General features: G+C 47.9%; 15 protein-coding genes and 2 pseudogenes. 1 reads left to right on the top strand and 16 read right to left on the bottom strand.

Annotated elements, in window-relative coordinates:
* The 16 genes and pseudogenes from OP495_RS14420 to OP495_RS14495 form a co-directional block, all read right to left on the bottom strand.
* Nucleotides 1–201 (bottom strand): annotated as a pseudogene (locus tag OP495_RS14420) (SLC13 family permease); the annotation flags it as partial.
* A 1-nt stretch (nucleotide 202) separates the two neighbouring features.
* Entirely contained in the window at nucleotides 203–343 is a 141-nt protein-coding gene (locus tag OP495_RS14425; RefSeq protein ID WP_280570285.1) for a hypothetical protein, read from the bottom strand.
* 44 nt (nucleotides 344–387) lie between these two features.
* Nucleotides 388–933, bottom strand: a complete 546-nt coding sequence (locus tag OP495_RS14430; RefSeq protein ID WP_280570249.1) for a sugar transferase — start codon at nucleotides 931–933, stop codon at nucleotides 388–390.
* 38 nt (nucleotides 934–971) lie between these two features.
* Nucleotides 972–1,958, bottom strand: a complete 987-nt coding sequence (locus tag OP495_RS14435) for an SDR family oxidoreductase (protein WP_280570251.1) — start codon at nucleotides 1,956–1,958, stop codon at nucleotides 972–974.
* Nucleotides 1,959–1,981: 23 nt separating this feature from the next.
* On the bottom strand, nucleotides 1,982–3,109 hold the full coding sequence (locus OP495_RS14440) for a glycosyltransferase family 4 protein (protein WP_280570253.1): 1,128 nt from the start codon (nucleotides 3,107–3,109) through the stop codon (nucleotides 1,982–1,984).
* A 129-nt stretch (nucleotides 3,110–3,238) separates the two neighbouring features.
* Nucleotides 3,239–4,093, bottom strand: a complete 855-nt coding sequence (locus tag OP495_RS14445; RefSeq protein WP_280570256.1) for a sulfotransferase — start codon at nucleotides 4,091–4,093, stop codon at nucleotides 3,239–3,241.
* Nucleotides 4,094–4,132: 39 nt separating this feature from the next.
* The gene (locus OP495_RS14450) at nucleotides 4,133–5,227 is read right to left on the bottom strand and encodes a glycosyltransferase family 4 protein (RefSeq protein ID WP_280570258.1); all 1,095 of its coding nucleotides are present in this window, start codon (nucleotides 5,225–5,227) and stop codon (nucleotides 4,133–4,135) included.
* Nucleotides 5,228–5,286: 59 nt separating this feature from the next.
* Nucleotides 5,287–6,507: an O-antigen ligase family protein gene (locus OP495_RS14455; protein ID WP_280570261.1), complete on the bottom strand. Its 1,221-nt coding sequence runs from the start codon at nucleotides 6,505–6,507 to the stop codon at nucleotides 5,287–5,289.
* Nucleotides 6,508–6,520: 13 nt separating this feature from the next.
* Nucleotides 6,521–7,489 (bottom strand): glycosyltransferase, encoded by a 969-nt coding sequence (locus tag OP495_RS14460; RefSeq protein ID WP_280570263.1) that lies wholly within the window; start codon nucleotides 7,487–7,489, stop codon nucleotides 6,521–6,523.
* Nucleotides 7,490–7,576: 87 nt separating this feature from the next.
* The gene (locus OP495_RS14465; RefSeq protein WP_280570266.1) at nucleotides 7,577–8,392 is read right to left on the bottom strand and encodes a sulfotransferase domain-containing protein; all 816 of its coding nucleotides are present in this window, start codon (nucleotides 8,390–8,392) and stop codon (nucleotides 7,577–7,579) included.
* 26 nt (nucleotides 8,393–8,418) lie between these two features.
* A complete protein-coding gene (locus tag OP495_RS14470; RefSeq protein ID WP_280570269.1) occupies nucleotides 8,419–9,138 on the bottom strand; it encodes a hypothetical protein in 720 nt (239 codons plus the stop codon).
* A 47-nt stretch (nucleotides 9,139–9,185) separates the two neighbouring features.
* The gene (locus OP495_RS14475; RefSeq protein ID WP_280570272.1) at nucleotides 9,186–10,556 is read right to left on the bottom strand and encodes a flippase; all 1,371 of its coding nucleotides are present in this window, start codon (nucleotides 10,554–10,556) and stop codon (nucleotides 9,186–9,188) included.
* Nucleotides 10,557–10,566: 10 nt separating this feature from the next.
* Complete coding sequence (locus OP495_RS14480; protein ID WP_348521316.1) at nucleotides 10,567–11,088, bottom strand: ISAs1 family transposase; 522 nt, start codon at nucleotides 11,086–11,088, stop codon at nucleotides 10,567–10,569.
* 498 nt (nucleotides 11,089–11,586) lie between these two features.
* The gene (locus OP495_RS14485; protein WP_280570278.1) at nucleotides 11,587–12,396 is read right to left on the bottom strand and encodes a Wzz/FepE/Etk N-terminal domain-containing protein; all 810 of its coding nucleotides are present in this window, start codon (nucleotides 12,394–12,396) and stop codon (nucleotides 11,587–11,589) included.
* Nucleotides 12,397–12,799: 403 nt separating this feature from the next.
* On the bottom strand, nucleotides 12,800–13,603 hold the full coding sequence (locus OP495_RS14490) for a hypothetical protein (protein WP_280570281.1): 804 nt from the start codon (nucleotides 13,601–13,603) through the stop codon (nucleotides 12,800–12,802).
* 340 nt (nucleotides 13,604–13,943) lie between these two features.
* Nucleotides 13,944–15,041 carry a Wzz/FepE/Etk N-terminal domain-containing protein gene (locus tag OP495_RS14495; protein WP_280570284.1) on the bottom strand — a complete coding sequence of 366 codons (1,098 nt, stop codon included), beginning with the start codon at nucleotides 15,039–15,041 and terminating at the stop codon, nucleotides 13,944–13,946.
* Nucleotides 15,042–15,451: 410 nt separating this feature from the next.
* On the opposite strand from OP495_RS14495, the pseudogene OP495_RS14500 reads away from it, so the two are divergent.
* Nucleotides 15,452–15,676 (top strand): annotated as a pseudogene (locus OP495_RS14500) (hypothetical protein); the annotation flags it as partial.

Below are 15,676 nucleotides of genomic sequence, written 5' to 3' on the forward strand. Positions count from 1 at the left end.
CGCGACCACATACAACGTCGCGATGGTCATCACACCAGGATTGGCAAACCCCGCCAACGCCTCGCCGGGCGTAAGAATGCCGCTGATGACCAGAAATGCCAACGCCCCCATAAGAACGACATCGGGGGCGATACGGGTAGCCACGAGCGTGGCGAGCACCGACAGAACGGTGGCTAATGTAAGATAAGCTTCCAGTGGCATATCAGGTGCTGGCCAGCCCCATCACCTCACGCAGTACATCGCAGGTCTTATCGATCTCTACTGACGTCAGCGTTGGGTGGCAAAGAAACATCAAACTGGTCTCGCCCAACTCACGCGTGGCGGCCACCTGCATTTCCGTCATCCTCCAGCCCTCAATAAAATAAAGTAGATAGCCTATCAATACGGTCACACACGATCACCGGCGCCCTTACCCGTTGCCGTCATTATGATATAACGGAAGTAATGAGTAAGATTCTGTTCCTGGATCATCCGCTGATCGGTTTCTGCCAGTAATTGCGGCGTGGACATATCAATATCACTCACCTGTGCTAACCCCGTAACTCCAGGTCGCACATCAAACACCCCACGCTTGGCGCGCTCAGCCGTTAGCTCTTCTTGGTTGAAAAGCCCCGGCCTAGGCCCTACCAGGCTCATATCACCTTTCAGCACATTCCAGAGTTGAGGTAGTTCATCGAGCTTGGTGCGACGAAGAAAATGACCAAACCGGGTGATGGATGCACTATTAGCTAAATGGCTAGCGACCGAGATGGTATCGACCTTCATAGTTCGAAACTTAACCAATGTGAACGGTTTTTTATCACGTCCAACCCGTTCTTGGCGGAAAAGAGGGGATCCCGTGTCGAACAGGCCAATCAAGATGAGAACGAGTAGGACCGGAGAACCGATCACTAAGCCGAGAGTGGAGAAAAGTAGGTCGAAAAAGCGTATCACCGGGGGTTCCTTGCAAGTAGGTGGTGGAGCGTTGGTGGTTATCGGGCGCCAGGCGGGCCCTCTTGATAAGCCCGGGCGGTTTCCAGCAGGGCTTGGTCGACCGTGACTGGGGGCGCCCAGCCCAGGCGCTCTCGCGCCTTACTAATATCCACGCGTAAACTGCCACACAGGCGCTGCGCCACGGCCTTCTTGCCCAGCAGCGAGGCAGAGCCTACAAGCAGCCCCGCTGGCACTGGCAGCAATCTGGCCGGCCGGCCCAGCGCCTGGCCCAGCTGGCACAGCAGTTCGGTGGTGGAGAGATCCTCACCGTCGCTCGCGAGAAATACTTGGTTAGCTGCGGCTGGGTGATCAAGACAGGTCAAGATCAAGTCTACCAGGTTGGCCCGGGCCACCAGGCTGCGGCGGTTAGGAATCGACCCAAGCGGTAACGGCACGCCCTTGTCGAGCCAGCGCATCATGCTCGCAAAGTTGGCCTTCACTCCCGGACCGTAGACCAATGGCGGTCGAATTATCACCACTTCCAGGCCCGTTTCCTTGGCCAACGCCAGTAGCCCCTTTTCAGCCTCATGCTTGGAAAGACCATACGAATCGATGGGGTCGGGCTCGTCTTCAACTGTAAACGCGCGTTCGCTGGAGGTCTGCTCGCCATTAACCTTGATCGAGCTGAGGAAGACGAAACGCGCCACTCCCGCCTCTGCCGCCTGGCGCGCCAGATTCAGCGTGCCTTGTAAGTTAGTGCGGCGATACTCGGCTAAGGGGTCTGTGGCGTTATCATCCATTACATGTGCCCGAGCGGCGCAGTGTACAACTGCCTGACAGCCTTGCAACGCTTCGCGCCAATCGGTATCGGGTGCGAGACCGCCCACCACAGCGTGAGGCGGCCATGCAGGAGAACTCGTTGGTGATCTACGCAGCGCGAGCACGGGCTCGCGATCGTCGCGCTGGACCAACGCCTCGGCTACGGCTCCGCCGATGAAGCCGCTGGCGCCAGTGACCAGTACCCGTTTCTTCTCCTTCTCGCTCACGGCTGTCTCCATCTTGCTCACGCCTACGCCTCCAATTCCCGATAGATGGCCAGGTGCTGCCCCACGATCCGCTCAATATCGAATTCCCGCTCGGCTAACCCACGACCGGCCCGTCCCATGGCCTGACGCTTATCGGGGTCTTCAGCTAGCTGCTGGATAGCATCGGCCAAGGCCATGGCATTCCGAGGAGGCACCAGCAAACCGGTCACGCCTGGCTCGATGGCGTCGCGGCAACCCGGCATATCGGTGGTGATCACGGCACGCCCGCAGGCGGCTGCTTCCACCAGGCTCTTGGGAAGCCCTTCTCCATAGTAGGAAGGCAGGGCCACCATATGCGAGAAGGCATACTGCCTCGGCACGTCATCACGGTGACCGAGCAGTTCAACGAGCCCTTCTTCCCGCCAAGCGGCCAGTTGCGCCTCGGTCACACTGGTGGGGTTGCCCGTGTCTCGCGATCCGATCAGGCGAAAGCGCACCACTACCCCACGCTCGGCCAAAAGCCGTGCCGCCTCTATAAACTCTTCTACGCCTTTGTTGCGCAGCAGACGCGCCGCCATGGTTATCACAGGTGACCCTTCCGGTTCGGGTTCCCAGGGGCAGTCAGCTAAGGTGATGCCCGAGCCACGAATTATCCTTGCTTGCGGTGGTTTCACCGCCCCGATATTGGCCAGGGCTTGATGATCGTCTTGGTTTTGGAAAATCACCACCAAGTTGCGATGCCCCAGTGCGAGGCGATACAACACGCTGATAACACGCTTGAGCAGCCCCACCCTACCGCCTTCAGTCACAAATACCGTGCCCAAGCCGGAAACGGCCGCTACCACAGCTGGCACACGCACCAAACGTGCCGTCATGCCCCCGTACAGCACCGGCTTGATCGTGACCAGATGCACCAGATTCGGCTTGAGCCGGTGCATTAAACGATACAGAGAAACGGCAGTAGCCAGTTCCCTGATGGGATGTTGGCCGCTACGGCTTATAGGTATTTCGTGATGGAACAAGCCGTAGTCTCGGATCTGCCTGGAAGACTCTCCAGCGGCCGTGGCTACATGCACTTCATAGCCAGCTTGCTGAGCAGCCAAGGCAATGGGTAAACGGTGAGAAAGAAAGAAGTCCGAGGAATTAACGACAAACAAAAGCTTATGACTCAACTTCTTCTCCTGCCAACCAAGATCCGACAAATAGCTATATAAGAGCAAACTTCGGTATCGATTTTATTACTCACTCCCAATACAGCTCAAAATCCAGAGGATAACCAAGGCAGGGCATGATGATTTTTGTCATCCCTCTACTCCATAGGTATTCGGATCACGCCAATGTGGAAACTTACGTCCCAAGCGCGCTTCTAAGAATTGAATATCTCTCTCATGCTCGTTGAGCAAGTAGTCAAAAACGGGGCGTGTTATGGTCATACCATCCTTATCACCACCACTGTAAATACGTTTCAGGCCAAGCAATTTACCAGCTTCTACTATCTTGTGTAACCCCATTCCCCGCAACGTGGATACAGAGTGAGAGGCTGCTGTTGCCAGCCACCGATACCGTGGAACAGTTCCCGTTCCATACCGTTCGTAAAGCTCTTCTGGCAACGCAACATGCTCGACACCTAAAAAATCACAAATGGCATCTAACTCTTTTTGTGGGAACTCGACAATATTTTCTTGCACTACATAATGCACGTTCCCACAACCAAACATTGCTTCCCATTCAGGGGCCAATTTAGCGTAACAGCCAGCATTGACAATCCTTGGATGATCCTCAATAGCCTTAAAAAATTCGTCACTTGCCCTACCCTTGGTAGCTTCGTGCACAAATGATGAAAAAGTACGGGCAATAGGGCTACGAACAGTAATCAAAATGCGAGTATTTATATTATGCTCTTTAATACGCTTTCTTGCATCATAAGACTCAAAATAAGTGGGACCAACTTCTGCTTTCAAAATTTCTTCGAGGTGCGATTCAAAATGCGATAAATACCAATCTAACCCTCGACCATAGTGGCGATCAAAGAAAAAGGTTTCTTTAACGTTAGCGGGCAGTGCCAGCAGAGGATGGGCTCTTAGTGCTTGGTCCAACCAGGAGCTTGCTGTTCGTTGAGGCCCAACTGCTATTAATGAAATAGTACTGTCTCTCATGAATTTCCTCTTTGCGTCACCCGCTCAGAAGCCGCAGCTCTATGTTTCTGTTGGAATGTTCAAGTACTCGCGATAAAGATCTGTATAATTTTTAACCATTTCGTCAATCGAAAACTTCGAGGCTTGCTCTACGTTCTCTATGCTAATGTCTTCAAGTTCTCTATAATTGTAATAAATAAATTCGATACCCTTTCTAATGCAATCTGGGCAATCAATAGAAACTCGATAAACATTACTTCTGTCCGGACCCAAGACATCACTCAATCCAGGCACATTACTTGCAATTATTGGAATCCCAGTCGACATCGCCTCAACTGCACTTAGTCCAAAACCTTCCCACCTGGAGGGCATTACAAAAGCGTCTGAATTTAAAAGAACTTCTTCAACCTGATTTGTGGCGCCCATGTATTTTACAATATCATCGACTTTATATTCTTTCGATAACTTTTCAAGTTGAGCTCTTTCAGACCCATCTCCATAAATCCTATACTCGTAAACTTTATCCTTCGCTAAGGCGACGCCTTTTATTGCCGAGTCCAGACCTTTGTGCTTTACTAACCTCCCAATGCTAACAAGGCGAAGCCTTTTTTCTAAACTGTCATTTAAATAGCTTTTATGTTGAAAGTTTTTGGCGCCATTATTGATAATCTTAATATATTCATAGCCGTTTCTTCTTTCTTTTAACCAACTTTTTAAGCTTTTTTTCACGCCATTAGATATTGCCACAACAATATCTTGTTTTTTGTAAATGTACCTTTCGATAGGGTTAAGAAAAGGCATGCTTCTACGTCTATTAAAGGTGCTATGCTCAGTGTAAAAGCGCCTTACATTTAACCCTAGAGTAGCAATTGCTGTATAGTAAAGAGGCCATGTTAAGTGACTATGAACAATAGCTTTTCTATTTTGTTTTTCTTGAATATTTTTAATGATATTATGAAGAATTAAAATTAAGAACGGATTCCTTGGAGATCGTGAGCCACAAGAGTAAGTGTTTGGGATAGTATTTTGATCGGCATCACCATTTAATGCGATCCAATACGATTCAATTCCATTCCTCATTAAACCTTTATGGATTTCAGCTACCAAGCCCGGAGTAGAGCCCGGCCCGAATGTATGAGTGACATTGACAATCATAGTTCAAACCCTGACATCTAATGATGTAAAATCTGAAGACGGTAAAATTAGCAAAGTTATTAATGCGTGCATTGACATCGTGTTCTAGTATAGCGGATTGCTCCGACTACGCCGAGAATAAACCAAGTTGAACTCATTGAGTAAGGCAACCCGTGGAGAGGAAGTTGAGATAACAACATTAGCAAAAACAAAAAAACAGTTCTATTTAAAAGTGTTTCTGGAAGACCATTTTTATGGCTGGCTTTTTTATAACTTTTCCAAATTGTAGCTATAATTATCAGCAAGAACAATACTGCAGAAAAGATACCAACCTCAGAGGCTAGCCAAAGCAGTGTATTATGGGGGTCGGCGGACTTACCCCAATAGCCATATTGCGCTGATGCCTCTTTAAAAGTTCCGGGGCCCGAGCCAAAAATCGGAAAATTTTTAATAACATGATATGAGTCCGATATTAAGTGCCATCTTTGGCTTATTTGTTCTTGCGAAGTCAAAATCTTTTCGATAAAGGGGCGATGTAAATCAAATCTAAAAGATACAAGCAAGAAACAGGCAAACACAATCATTGAAAGAAAAGCTGATATTATTTTTTTCTGAGTATTATATAGGATAGGGCTTGTAATGTAGGAACCTAAAGCTATGACGAATAATCCAAGCCATGTACCTTTCGAGAATGTGAATAATCCGGTTACTCCGACAAAAAAAATAATAGGAACTTTAAACTTTAATCTTTGTACTACCCCTAGGGCTATCGCAAATGTAATCAAAACAAAGTATCCAGAGTAATTCCTATTGATTTCCCAGCCTTCCGGAACATCAAATATTACGTGATACATAGGGATACCTGTATCATAGAATCTAGGGGAAATAAACCACACAAACCATCCCCAGAAAAGCGTTATCATTAGCCCAAACAAAAGTCCGTAAAGCGCGCGTATAATATATTGATTGTTTTGAATAAGCGTTGGAATGGCAAGCATTAACCCCAAAAAGTAAAGCTGTCGAAACATGAACAAAGAAGCATTTATTTCGAGATCTCTCCTTAAACTAAAGAAAGCCCAGGAAAGGATTACCCAAAAATTCAATAAGAGGGCGAGACCTTCATGTAATTTTCTAGGGCTATGGACTTTGCGTTTTATTAAAATAATCGCACATACTATTATTGAAAGTATAGCCTCAAAATATGTAATCTTTCCACTGATTGAAACTGGTCCGATGTAAGGTGCGATCCCAAAAGGAATTCCAAGTAAAAACGGGCCAATGCTCTCGAAATTTGCGCGCATGCATGTACCTGCCTTAACTTTTACTTTTAGTAATTCTCAGTCTAATTGCTAGAAGCTTTATTCCTAGAAAAAGTATTCTAGGTTCAAATGGATTATGCTGAAATCCTTCAGCCCAACTTTTAGTGGCTTTGCGTCGTTCCCCAGCCTCTAACTGAAAAATGCTTTTTAAATACGCAGTAAGGGCGAGGTTTCTGCGTGAGGAGAAGTAACCATCCTGAGGTTTTCTTGTTCGGTAGTTTAAAGATTTTTCTGTTTTTCCAGCTATTCGAAGCTTAGAATTAAGCTTCGCTGTTTTAGAAAAAAAACGCTGTTCCTTTCGTTTAACCAAACGATTAGCATCAAGTCGGCGTGTGTATAAAATATCTTGGCATACGTAAAATCTTTCATGTGAACGGTCCTCAGCGGCCCTCAGCCACAGATCTAAATCCTGAGCTCTTCGGTAACGTGGGTCGTATCCACCGAGATCCTTAAACACTTGAGACCTCATAATAACAGAACCATGACAAAATGGAACACCGTTTTTTGCGAACGTCTTGTGATCATAGCAACCGCTGGCAGGGGGACAGATGCTTGTGACACAGAATCCTTGGTGGTCGATTAAACTAAAACCGCATGCGACAAAGTCGATTTCGGGTTGTGCTACCAGAATATCTAGTTGTTTTTCTAATCTTGAAGGAGCGCTCAACTCGTCTCCGTCCCACCGTGCTAAAAAAGAGCCTTGGGCTTTCTGTGCAGCGAAATTTAATGAGGTTGGAAGGCCTAAGCTTTTTTGGTTTGATATAATAATGAAGCGTTGATCATCGATCTTTTTTAATCGTTTCAAGGTGGAGTCTGTAGAAGCATCGTCAACAATTATGACTTCAAAATTGGAATAACTTTGCTTGGCGATAGAACCTATCGTTTCGGTAATGAATGATTCCTCATTTCTTACAGCCATTATTATAGAAATGAGTGGTTGGTTAAAAACGTTTTGGTTAGTCATATTTCAGAGCATGAGTGCTTGTTAAGAGGAATGGGCGGGACTTTTTTGAAATCTTGTAACCAAGGTTGACCGTGCGCGCAGGACATGCTAAAGGTAGTGATTCTTTATTTCTTTTCGCAAGTTCTTGTTCAGATATTGATTTATGTAATTTATGGTCTCATCGCCCAATTCTTGCTGCGATGCTCCGATTTCACCTTTTCTTGCATGAAATGCGTTTTCATTGTTGTGGTTGTCACTCTCGAGGGCTCTCATGCTGTCCAGTGAGCTGTTGTTCAACGCCGCTGAGAATGCGGTTTGATCATAAGCAACGTTAAGGAATTGTAAGAGATCTTTGAATTGCTCATCGGGATTTAACCTGAGTTCTTCGTATCTCAAAAATTTAACGGTGTGTGCAAAATTTAAGTTTTTGGAAAATGAATTTATCTTTTTTGTTGCAGATTGGATGTCAAAAATTTCGCGTGCGAACGTGTCGGGCGACACTTCATTTACATCGTTTCTAAAACTTCTTGATTTATGGTAATGGTAGTATGAAATAATGATATCTGTAAATTTTCGTGTTAGGAATACGACATCGTGGTTTTTAAAATATCGCTGAATTCGTCTCTCATGGGAAAATACTAATCTTGGTACTCCTTCGGGGTAATCTAAAAGTCCGGTTCGATGGTTGCATAGTGGCCCCGGAGCCAGCTCCACCATGGTCTTCCAGTCAACCTCATATCCAAGGTTGTATAGTTCGTTGATGTAGTTGGCCCAAAAAAAACGTACCCATGTTCTTCCAGATTTTGGGAATGATCCAAATATCCTCGACTCTAAACCTATCCAGCATTTGGGGCGAAAAGGACGAACTATGAAATCTTCCGTTGCTGTTCGAGCCTTGCTATATAATTTACCATTGAGGTTCATTGCGGCCTTCCTAACGTATTTTTAGTTTAAGTAATCATATTTTTTAGCGCGCGACTAGTGCGTCTAATAAATTTTTTAGTGTCGATTCTTTCACATTCACGCTCAAATAATGCTGGATGGACTAGGTTAGCCAATCTATGCTCGCCAGTGATTTTACAATCATTTAAAGATTCTATTTCGGTTCTAGAAAAAAGAAAAATGTTTTGCCTATACCAAAACGGGATGTCCTCGTTCGTCCAAATTATTTTCCTTAAATAGTCATAAGGGATATAACCATTTCTTCGAAAACAATCAATCCAATGGCTTTGCCATTGCTCGTTGATATGGCCTCTTCCACCTTGCCCAGGAATAGCGGCAGAAAAAAGAACGGTTTGAGATGAGTGCCTGAGCTTAGAAATAATATCGTCTGATGCTTCTTGGGTTAAGTGCTCTGCAACCTCTAGCCAGATTGTAAGGTCGATTTCTTGTTCGGAAAGGTCTAGCTCGAGATTCTCAAAATCTATAAGTGTTATCTTATTTTTATCAACATATGTTTCTTGATTTTTTACCCAAGGCCCCTCTAGTCCAGTGGCATTAAGAGCTCCCATTTTATTAGCTACATCTAGCCAAGTTCCTACGCCACAGCCTATATCAAGAACATTTTTTATATCAATATGGGGCCAAATTGTGCCCAGTATCTCCCCCGCAGACTTCCTAGTCTTGCGGTCTCGCTGTTCGTAAAACTGATCTTTGTATTGAGTGCTCATTGGGACTCCAGTTTCTAAAAATGTATTTTCGGAAAATCAGCCAAGCTTTAAAAAAACGATGCTTTTAATTTGAGCTTAGTTCTTGCAACGTACCATAGAGATAGATTCCATATGAAGAGCGATATAGTTGTAGCAGCGGCAGCACCTTGTATACCAAAAGAAGGAATAAGTAGAAAGTTGAGGGATAGATTGCAGAGTATCGCTAGCGAAAGTGCTTTCAAACTCTCCTTCTCGTAACCAGTCATGTTTAAAAGAGTGTCTATTGGACCAAAATACGCGTTAATTAATTGGCCAAAAACTAAAATGTATAGGGCTTCCGATCCAGTAGCAAAACCCGACCCAAAGACTGTTGTTATAATAGCTGGACCGTAAAAAAAGATAGCTAATACCGGTGGTGTGGCTAATAAAAATATGGTCCTTGAACTCAGCGTTAAAAGTCTTTGCAATTCTGCTTTTCTGTTTTCGTAATACAGCGTTGCTAAATAAGGTTTGATTATCTGATTTACGGCTTGCAGACCGAATATTACAAGAAACGCTATTTGAAAGACTGCTTTGTAGACTCCTACCTCATGGTCATCTCTGAGAAGTCCTAAAAGAATTAAATCTGTCTGTTTGTTTACCAACATAAAAGCACTGATAAAGGCAAGAGGTAGAGCCGCTTTGTTCCAGGAGTCTCTTGTTTTCCTGAGAAGGGGGGGGCTTGGGGAAAAATGCGATACTTTTACCTTTAAAATTAGGAAGATAAAGGTTAGGCTCGCAGCGGCAGCGAGCGTATGCGCTAACATAAGATATACAGGTGGGAAGGTGCGTCCGTACGAAGCTAGGAATGTGCCTCCTGTAAAAATCAAGAGGAGCGACAGGGGCCGGATGATGCTGTCTGGAAGTTGGGCTAGAACAACAGAACTCAACCCCCGCAATGCGGCCGCTTTTACGTTTATAAATGCTATTAAAGGGATAAGAGAAACCCCGAATAATAAAGTTGTAAATCGGGCAGGAGAAATTATATCCTTGAGGGCAATAATTGCTAAAGAAGTGAAAAAGATGGTAATTGTGGTAAACAAAAGAACGTTGCGGTTTGCCCACTTCCATACACTAGGTATTTCCCTGGGAATATCAGCCCTATTGGCTTTTGCGGTTTCGCGTACAACAACTTGCGGTGCTCCAGCTTGAGCCGGGATTGAGCAGATCGTGATTACTGCAAGACTGAATGAATATACACCGTATCCTGCCGTGCCAAGCATTCTGGCAAACATGGCAGCCGATAGAAGCATTAGTATTGCGTGTATTGCTTTCACAATGAGTGTACCGACACCGCCTGTAAAAAGTAATCTGAAATAAAAGTCAGATTTTGTTTTATTTTTTATGAGTGCAATTATTTTATTTAAAGCTTTTAAGGATAGCCAGGAAAAATTAAACAAAGTAAAAGTCTCAATAGTTTTTTAGTGGTTTCGATGTGGCCGATTGATTAGGGATTGCGTGACTGACTGGGATGATATTAATTGTTAGATGAAAAAACCATTTAGATTTGCTTTGTTGGTGCGCCAGGCATGGTGCGTAGCGCCTGACGGGCGCAGGGAAAACGAATAAAAAAACTATACTATGAGAATGTCTGCAAGGCACATCTCTTCCAGCGCGGCTTTTCTGTTTGCGCCGAATTCCTCCCTTGAAACGCTTCTCACCTTTCAGGTAACTCAGGGCAATATGGCGGACCCTGGCAAGGTTTTCTGCCGCCTGACCTCGGTGAATTTTGCAGGCATCTTCGCGAAGCACCACATCCAAAGACCAATGCAGCTTATTCTCCACATACCAATGCTGGCGGACCGCTTCGGCAAGCTTTTGGGCGCTCAGCTCGGCTGAGCTGATGGTGTAGCGAATCATTAGTGTCTCTGGCACTTCGTCACCTTCCTGACGGAAACTCATCACTACCCCCACCGTTTTCAAACCGGACAATTCGTAGCTAAAACTTCACTCACAATGTGATAGCGCGTCTCGTGCCGCCCTCGGTTCTTCTCATCTGTCACATAGCACCTTAGATATGGGACATACTGCTTCAAACGCGTCCGCCAAGGCGGGCTGATTTTCCTTCATCGAGAGAAGATAATCAGCCCCCTTCTGCAAGACCTGTGTGTGATCTTTTTCTGGAAGACCATGACATCAATTGTCACCAGACATCCTTGCAGATCCAGTAGCTTGAGTAGCTCTGGAATAGCGATGATCTCATTGGACTTTTCCGCTGTGATGTTGCACTTCCAAGTCTGACAGAAGTCGGAAACGACCGATAAATGGTGCATAAGAGGGTGTCAGCATGGAGCCATCCATGAGCAAAATACGCTAGATGACCACATTACCTCCTATTGGTAAAGCGCTACGAGTCGAATCGTAGAGCGGTTTTTCATGCGTTTTCCCTGCATAAACATGGCCACTAACATCGGGCCCTTTGGCACTATATTATTCAGCGTGGTCGCGGAGACTACGGCATACTATGCCAGAAAAATGCATCATAAACGCCCCCATAACTGCCAACATGCCGCCTAACACTATACCCAGTGCGACAATAAGCTTTTTATTCGAGCCTTTGGGCTCCAGGCTCTGTACCGCATGTTGGGTAATTTCCCCTTCACGAAGCTCATTGAGCTGGCCTTCCAGGTCGGAGACGCGACTATAGTAGTTGGCGATTAATTCTGCTGCGCTAGGGCTTGAAGATTGCTGGGCGCTTTCGAGCGCTTGCTTGGCTGAGTCGAGTTGCCGTTCGAGCGAGGCTTTGCGCTGTTCCACCAGTTCCGCCTGGTCTTCTTGCAGGCGGTCAATCACGTTTTGGTGAAGCGTCGCTACCAGCTTTCGATTGTCTTGCGTGGCCTCACTGCTCAATTGTAGTAGCAGTGTATCGCTGGGATTGGAGGTTTTGACCTCAAACGGCAATGACTCGAGATCGTTTTTTTCCAAGAGCTTGCGTGTTTCAGGCCCCAGGTACAGGTTTTGTATTTTCGCCACTACGGAAGCCGGCGATTCGATACCTACGCGTTGGCCATTGGTGTTGGTGTACTCAGCGACGCTGTAGAGTGAGGTGTATTGATAACGCGCCGTTTGCATCAGCGCGAAAGCCACCGCCAGAGCCACCACCACGACGAAGATGACGGCCATGGCCTTCCAGCGGCGGATTAGGATCACCGCGAGGTCCACAAGGGAGATTTCATCGTCTCGCCAGTCGGCATCCGGCCACTGGGGTTTCTGGTGTTGTTGCGCGGGGGGTTGTGTCATGACGCGTTGATTTCCCTATTCACTAAACGATCGATCGGGCACGCTACCGCCCTAGGATTGCACCGGGCGGTTTCCCAAGGCCCTGATCGAGTATGGGCGATACCGCCGAGCCGACCAAATTAGTGGCTGTATGCGAAGCGCGGAGAATGTGGGAGAACGCGCACCCTGGTGTAGACGGCGCGGCAGGCCTTCCCTGATTCATCCCCGCCCGCTGGCATGGCGGTGTCGTCGTTGTCGGTAACGATAGATTCGAGGAGACAGCAAAACGCAGCCTTCCTGGCCACGCCGCCTCATTCTAAGTGACCCCTTCGCCCGTCTCTACCGTTACAGCGTTGATTTTTGTGAGGGAAAGCCAAAAAGTTGTCGCGCCATGGCAACACTCGGGCGCTATGGGCGCGGCCACTCACCCAATTTCGCGAAGGCGCTGCCTTACTGCACTAATGAAGTGCATGATGAATACGGCCATGATGCTCAGGATGATGCCTACCATCGCCCCCACGGCCACGATGAGCACGGGGCTGATGCTACTTGGGCTGCCGCCTTGCGCTGCCAGCCTGCTGACCTCCCCTTTGCTCAGCCCTTCAAGACGAGCTTGGAGGCTCCCACGTTCGTTTTGGTAGGCGCTGATGACATCGCCCACGTCTTGATCAGATTGATTCAATCGCGCCAGGTTGTTTTCCAATGCATCGAGCTTGTTATTGAAGAATGCTGCTTTTCGGTCGTACTCCGCGTTTTGGTGTGCTGTCAACGACTGAAGAATTGTCTGGTGAAGGCGCTTAACCTCGCCCTGGTGGCCGGGCTCGGTTTTACTGGTAAGCACTACGAGTGATGTATCTTCAGGATGGCTGATGGATACGCCAAAGGGGAGGCTTGTTTTTTGCTCATCCTTGAGCACTGCCCTCATGGCATCGGGCTTGTAATTCAGCTTGGTCAGGTTGATCAGCGCATCGGCAGACTCGAGGTTCTTGTCGACGTCTGCATCGTCATCGGCAAGTTGAGGCTTGGCCGTATCGCCTGCCATCTGGTAAACGGAGGAGTACTCGTACTTGGTTGGCAACCACCATGCCACCAATAGGCTCGCGATGAACACGGTGAGGAAAACCGCTATCAAGGCTTTCCATCTCTGGACCAAGATCACCGTGAGGTCGACCAACGATACCTCATCCTGCATGCCTTCCCTCGAGGCCTGCATGCCTTCGTTATTCATGATGATTTCCTTGCGTACATGGTATCTATGGTTTTCACGCCTGACGGCGTCGAGAACCAGCACCGGAGATAGTCATGGAAGGATTTTCTGGCCGTTATAGAACGCCAAGCATCGATAGGTGGCTCGCCTTCTAAAAAGTAAGCGTGCTTATATTAATGCTGCCAATTTCTGGAACGACAGATATCCCTTGGTTTTAGTTTGGCTTTCTATAATTTTCGGCACGAGATAATACACTAATTAAACTTATGTTACTAATGTTAATAATTACTCACCATTCGCACCGCATAGTGACGCTAGAACTCAGTCGTTGTGCTTGCTTCCCCGGCCAGCAAAAAGCCCATTAACCGGCCCGGCGCTGACGCAGTACCGCCACCATGCCCGCGCGCAGGCAGACCGCCATGACACCCAGCATGCCACCAAGCAAAATCGCTAATGCCAGCACCAGCTTGGTACGCGGTTTGATAGGAGCGTCTTCGGGATAGGCACGCTCGATCACACTCACGACGCGCTCATCAGGGTAATTCGACACACCTTTTTCAAGAGGGTAGAAGCTGTCCTCATCAAGCATCGCGGCGATTTGTTTGCGCTCGTTGAGTTGTTCACGCGCATCGCGCAACGAGCCGTTGCTGAGCCCTTCACGCATCTGGTCCTTGAGGGTTTTGCGCTCGGCCTCGAGGGTTTGATACCCCATGAAATAGAGCGGGAGCGCCCCGTTGCCTGAAAGGCTGGCGTAGATGATTTCTTTCTCGGGATTGAGCTGGCCGAATTCCTGCGGCGTGGTGGGCGACTCGATCCCCAGGGCGTGAGCGGTATTGATGGCGTTGTTCAACGCAAACAGGCGGTGCTTACGCTTGGCGACCAACTTATCTTCACCGACATCGAGGCGCGTATTGAGGGATGCGATCTTAGCCTTATTGGCACGCGCGAAGCGGTTCTTGAGTTCGTCCCATACGTGCTCGGCCGTGGCATCGATATAACCGTTGAGGTTCTCGTCACCGGCTTCACCTTCAGGATAGCGATAGGTCAGGCTGAGTTCGCTGGAACCGTTGACGTCCGAGGTCAGCCCGGTGATGTCGAACCGGTCAGCGAAAACACGCGCCAGCGAGGCCTCATCGGATATCTCGAAGTCATCGCGATGGTTCTCGACGTAACGCTCGAAATTCTGAAAGCTGCTCAGGCGATTGCCCAGGGTAGTGTAGGCGTCTTGCGGGGAAACGGAGAACCCCGAGAGCAGGTTCATGCCCGAGAAATTAGATGCAGCCGCAGGCGAGGCTCGAAACGTCGCTTCATACTGCGGTGTGGTGAGTAGTAGATAGGCCCCCGCCAGCAACAAGGCGGCGACAATCGCGCCAATGATTAACTGCCAGCCGTCGATCAATAGATTGACCAACTGCGCCAAGTCGATTTCGTCATCGGCGCGTGCGTTTTCCATCGACATAGCGATTCGACCCTTGGTGGTTCCCTAGGGCGGTATTCACCTATTTCCGCGCCTCGCCCCATATGCGTGACTGGCGGGGAGGTGGTTGGCCACTGCGTATGGCCATTTCGCTTTGGCTTGACTGACATGCGCCTTTTCACGTAACCGAAACGCGATCACGCAGGCCCCTTCGCGCGTCAATGCCGAGCTAATTTTTCAGGTGCATGAATGTTACAGGAATTTTTCCTATAACCCAATATTAATAAGGACTTACGTTCGGTTGAGCGTATTTTGCAACATCTCATAATCGTCGTGCTTACACCATTATTTGTATTTTACTAATGCAATATACTGCCATATGTGCTTAACTTTACCTTTAGTTACTTTTTATTTGAAACTATTGGTTACGCCTGCATGGAGGGCGGTTGAGGATGGCGATGACGAACGCGGCAAATTCAATGCACAAATCCCAGCACGAACCTGCGCACGGCGCTAGCTCGGCGACGTGCGGCCAGGCGACCGGCTTGCCGCCGCAGGTGCTGCGGCAGGTGCGGGGGCATTTCTATTACGTCGACCACTGCCCCATCGATGGCAAGCGAATCCACTTGAACGGCGTCGGCGAGCCGCTGGCGCTGAAGGCGGCGATGCAGGTGGGC

The sequence above is a fragment of the Chromohalobacter sp. 296-RDG genome (assembly GCF_029889885.1).
Classification (GTDB): Bacteria; Pseudomonadota; Gammaproteobacteria; order Pseudomonadales; family Halomonadaceae; genus Chromohalobacter.

Coding starts and splice junctions, on each gene's coding strand:
- OP495_RS14465 (WP_280570266.1), bottom strand. CDS start 8,392: ATGAACCTCAATGGTAAATTATATAGCAAGGCTCGAACAGCAACGGAA.
- OP495_RS14455 (WP_280570261.1), bottom strand. CDS start 6,507: ATGCGCGCAAATTTCGAGAGCATTGGCCCGTTTTTACTTGGAATTCCT.
- OP495_RS14445 (WP_280570256.1), bottom strand. CDS start 4,093: ATGAGAGACAGTACTATTTCATTAATAGCAGTTGGGCCTCAACGAACA.
- OP495_RS14490 (WP_280570281.1), bottom strand. CDS start 13,603: ATGAATAACGAAGGCATGCAGGCCTCGAGGGAAGGCATGCAGGATGAG.
- OP495_RS14425 (WP_280570285.1), bottom strand. CDS start 343: ATGACGGAAATGCAGGTGGCCGCCACGCGTGAGTTGGGCGAGACCAGT.
- OP495_RS14450 (WP_280570258.1), bottom strand. CDS start 5,227: ATGATTGTCAATGTCACTCATACATTCGGGCCGGGCTCTACTCCGGGC.
- OP495_RS14495 (WP_280570284.1), bottom strand. CDS start 15,041: ATGTCGATGGAAAACGCACGCGCCGATGACGAAATCGACTTGGCGCAG.
- OP495_RS14460 (WP_280570263.1), bottom strand. CDS start 7,489: ATGACTAACCAAAACGTTTTTAACCAACCACTCATTTCTATAATAATG.
- OP495_RS14470 (WP_280570269.1), bottom strand. CDS start 9,138: ATGAGCACTCAATACAAAGATCAGTTTTACGAACAGCGAGACCGCAAG.
- OP495_RS14485 (WP_280570278.1), bottom strand. CDS start 12,396: ATGACACAACCCCCCGCGCAACAACACCAGAAACCCCAGTGGCCGGAT.